Here is a 3,828-nt window from a genome sequence, read left to right as displayed (position 1 = left end):
TCTACCGGGAAACGGAAAATAACCTCTCCATGAAGGTCACCAACTATTCCAATAGCTATATCAATCTCATCTTCGCAATTGAAATTCTCTGTCGGATGAGCGGAAATCTCTGAAACATTGAGCATCAATTTAAATACATTTTGTGTTGCATCGACAAATGCTTTGTAAAGTTTATCTTTCATTCCCGCTCATTCCTTTCTTTATGGCATAATCCGCTATTCGCTGATCTTCTGCGGCTACATGATTAATCAGCCACGCCAGCAACCTACCTCCAAACTCTTGCATCAATTGCTCGTTATTATTTGATTGCTCATATTGTTTAGAGACTTCTATCACATACTTGACCATATCGTTATGTATCTGTTTATGAGCTTCATATCCGGGATAATTAATACTTCTCTGGTATTCTTCTTCATCGTGGAAATGTTCTACAACGTATCTTTTCATAAACTCCAGCGTCTCATTTATCTTCGGGATTTTCTCATACCAGCAATCCTTTGACCGCAACACTTTCAAAAAAGATTCGACACGTCTAAATAATTCTTTATGCTGCTCATCTATATGAGGAACGCCAAGTTCATAATTATCTTTCCATAACATAACACTAACATTCCTTTCTTATTTCTGCTTAAATTGTCTCAATATGCTGAGGAGTGCTGTCCAACTAGCCTTTTATAATCTTCAAATAGAATTCTCTATTTCTAGGCCCATCAAATTCACAAAAGTAAATTCCCTGCCATGTGCCAAGCAGAAGCTTTCCGTCCTGGATTATCACGGTGCAGGAGGATCCCATGAGAGAAGCCTTTATATGAGCGTGGGAATTCCCTTCAAAGTGAAGATACTCTCCATTTACTGGATATGTTTTGTCCAATGCGGAAATCATATCCTTCACAACATCTGGGTCAGCATTTTCGTTTATTGTTACTCCAGCAGTTGTATGAGGCACATAAATGACTGCAATGCCGTCTCGTACATTGCTGATTTTAACCACCTCGGCAACCTTATTTGTAATGTCAATGAACTGTTGTTGCTTTGTGGTTTGAATTTTGTATTGCATAGTGCGATCCTCCTTTTTCTGGACACTTATATATAGAATTATTCTACTAACTTTTCCCTCATCTTTTCTATAAGATTTAATACTCCAGCTTCCACCTTTTTCAGGTCTTCTTCCTTTGGCGCACCTTCAAACTCTACTGATTCAATGAAATGCCAATTCATCTTATTTCTTTCAATTATTTCATTCAGCTCTTTCTCTGCTCCGCCTGACCATCCATATGACCCAAATCTAAATGCTGCCTTACCAGTAATCTTCTTTCTGCCAATCTCATCCAAAGCTGCTGCAACCGGTGGGAATAGCTTATACTCATAAGTAGGTGCTGCAATAATTATCCCTGCAGATTTAAAAACAGTTGCGATCATTTCACTATCACTATCTAGTGGCATTTCCAGCTTGTTGTATTTGACGCCCTCTCTTTTAAGTATTCCTTCAACGTAATCAACTGCTTTTGCAGTCATTCCATACATGGATCCCCACAATATTGTGACTTCATTCTTACCTGCCCCTTCAGCATATCTAGAAAACCTAGAATAATCATCAATAATTTTTTGAGGATTTTTTCTATAAACTGGACCATGGCCAGGTGCTATGATATTTATTTCTAAGGCTTTTGCTTTCTCAATTGCCTTTCTCAAACTAGGTGTAAAAGTTGTCATTACATTGGAATAATACCTTATTCCTTCAGATTCAAAGAAATCTATCTCTTCAGGTGTCAGCTCATCATCAAAACAATGATCCCCCATCCTACCAAATGCTCCAAACATATCGCATGAGAAGAGAGTTTTTGTATCTCTTTCATAGGTGTACATGGTGTCTGGCCAGTGAACATTTGGTACTGGATGGAAACTCAATACCTTACCCTTTCCAAGGTCTAGAATATCTCCTTCTTTTACAATCCTTATATTGTCTTCACCATAAAAGGAGGCTACCATCTTTGCAGCTTTATCAGTACATATAATTGTAAAATCATCCTTAATTTTTTGGAAGTTTGATATCCAGCCAGAATGGTCTGGTTCCATATGGTTTACAATCAGATAGTCTATATTTTGGGGCTCAACACCTATCTCTTCTAAGCTTCTATAAAGGGTTTCAGGTATCCCATCCCAACCAATTACGCCATCAATTATTGCAGTCTTTTCTCCCTGAACTATATAGGAGTTAAGAGTCACTCCATTTGCAAGCTCCCAAATTCCCTCAAATAATATATCCTCAACATTCATAGTAAGCATATGTATTCCGTCTGCAGTTTTCAACTTCTTCATACCCCATCCTCCTTATATTTATTGTAAAATATCCATGGTAAAATTGCTTTAGCTTAATGCTAATTACCCGTGGTTCATGGGTAAATAATTAGAAGGTATATAAATATTATACAATATTTTCTAATATATCGAAATGACTAATAAACTTATCAACTCATTCCAAGCAATAACAGCTATAAACCTCCACCTACAGTCATTATAATAACTGTAGGTGGAGGTTTTGCTGTTTATAGCAAGGTCAGTTATTCGATGCCAAGGGCAGCTTTCCAATCAGTTTCCTTAAATCCTACAAGAACAAAACTGTCACCGATAAGAATAGGCCGCTTCACAAGCATACCGTCTGATGCAAGCAGGCTATATTGTTCATCCTCGCTCATGGTCGGGAGCTTGTCCTTCAGCTTCAATTCCTTATACAGCAATCCGCTGGTATTGAAGAACTTCTTCAGTGGCAGACCGCTCTTCTTATGCCAATCCTTCAATTCCTCCATTGTAGGATTGTTTTCTTTAATATGCCTTTCTTCAAAGGCAACGCCGTTTGCTTCCAGCAACTTCTTAGCCTTCTGGCAGGTAGTTCATTTCGGGTAACATACAAATATCATAATATTCCTCCATTCTCTCTTTTTTTCAGTTCTACTGTTTCTCCACTCTTTTTATCAACACCATACACTCAGCAGTAGATTGCAGCCAATCAGACTTCGCTTTGCTCATCTTCTTGGGCAATCCTTGCATGGGGAATTAATGGGTAAGCAGTGTTACGGTCGCAGCAGTAGCCTGCTGCCAATCAGACTTCACTACGTTCGTCTTCTTGGGCAGCCCTTGCATGGGGAATTAATGGGTAAGCAGTGTTACAGTCTCAACATGTTTTGAGATGAGGGTATAGCTATCAAAACGGCTTTTTTGTACTAAATTTACCCAATCTCGAACTTGGGAAAATATCCACGCTCGTAACTGGAAACATATCCAATATCGGCTCTCGTTTGTGGGAATATATCAATCGGTTTTTCCTATCGCTAATTTTTTATAAAACAGCCAAGTGCCTGAAATCACCACCACAGATATTAAGATATGCAATATAATGTTCGGAATTGTAAAATTGTAAGTATTCGACACTTCACCAAATTCGAGTAAAAATCGGCTTCCCATTCCTACAATAGTAGCAATCAAATTAAATAAACCTATAAATATTGCCGAACTATTAGTAAATAATTTCGCTTCTGCCTGTCCAATGCTATGGTAAAACATAATTGAAATGACAATTACTAACCAGTTTACAACTTCCATTCTTATTGGAGTTTCTTTTGTTAAGTTTAAGATAGGAAACATACAGCAAGTTATGAATGCTAAACACATAAATATTCCGCTAATTAATATCCTTTTTTTATTTTTCATTTTGACCTCCCTGTTATATAAATCGTTTTGTAAAGTTAAATGAAAATTGAGGACCTGCCACACTTTCTGGTACAATGTTTCTGCAACAAAACAAATTATCTCCCAGAAAGGAGCAAGTCC

5 protein-coding genes and 1 pseudogene are annotated in these 3,828 nt (G+C 37.6%); all 6 read right to left on the bottom strand.

The annotated features are described in order from the left end of the window. Positions 1-182, bottom strand: a pseudogene (locus ACESM9_RS14995) (chemotaxis protein CheX); the annotation flags it as partial. Then, on the bottom strand, positions 172-600 hold the full coding sequence (locus tag ACESM9_RS14990) for a bacteriohemerythrin (RefSeq protein ID WP_373000544.1): 429 nt from the start codon (positions 598-600) through the stop codon (positions 172-174). The gene ACESM9_RS14990 and the pseudogene ACESM9_RS14995, both read right to left, overlap by 11 nt. 64 nt (positions 601-664) lie before the next feature. Next, positions 665-1,057: a secondary thiamine-phosphate synthase enzyme YjbQ gene (locus ACESM9_RS14985; RefSeq protein ID WP_373000540.1), complete on the bottom strand. Its 393-nt coding sequence runs from the start codon at positions 1,055-1,057 to the stop codon at positions 665-667. Positions 1,058-1,095: 38 nt separating this feature from the next. Beyond that, positions 1,096-2,319 (bottom strand): FprA family A-type flavoprotein, encoded by a 1,224-nt coding sequence (locus ACESM9_RS14980; RefSeq protein ID WP_373000537.1) that lies wholly within the window; start codon positions 2,317-2,319, stop codon positions 1,096-1,098. A 242-nt stretch (positions 2,320-2,561) separates the two neighbouring features. Then, positions 2,562-2,918 (bottom strand): arsenate reductase family protein, encoded by a 357-nt coding sequence (locus ACESM9_RS14975; RefSeq protein ID WP_373000534.1) that lies wholly within the window; start codon positions 2,916-2,918, stop codon positions 2,562-2,564. A 391-nt stretch (positions 2,919-3,309) separates the two neighbouring features. After that, positions 3,310-3,708, bottom strand: coding sequence for a hypothetical protein (locus tag ACESM9_RS14970; RefSeq protein WP_373000531.1), 399 nt, complete (start codon positions 3,706-3,708; stop codon positions 3,310-3,312). Positions 3,709-3,828: the final 120 nt, after the last annotated feature.

Origin of the sequence: Lutispora sp., from assembly GCF_041687175.1 — a bacterium.
Lineage (GTDB): Bacteria > Bacillota > Clostridia > Lutisporales > Lutisporaceae > Lutispora.
This window is presented reverse-complemented; position numbering and strand designations above follow the sequence as displayed.

Coding starts and splice junctions, on each gene's coding strand:
- ACESM9_RS14990 (WP_373000544.1), bottom strand. CDS start 600: ATGTTATGGAAAGATAATTATGAACTTGGCGTTCCTCATATAGATGAG.
- ACESM9_RS14985 (WP_373000540.1), bottom strand. CDS start 1,057: ATGCAATACAAAATTCAAACCACAAAGCAACAACAGTTCATTGACATT.
- ACESM9_RS14980 (WP_373000537.1), bottom strand. CDS start 2,319: ATGAAGAAGTTGAAAACTGCAGACGGAATACATATGCTTACTATGAAT.
- ACESM9_RS14970 (WP_373000531.1), bottom strand. CDS start 3,708: ATGAAAAATAAAAAAAGGATATTAATTAGCGGAATATTTATGTGTTTA.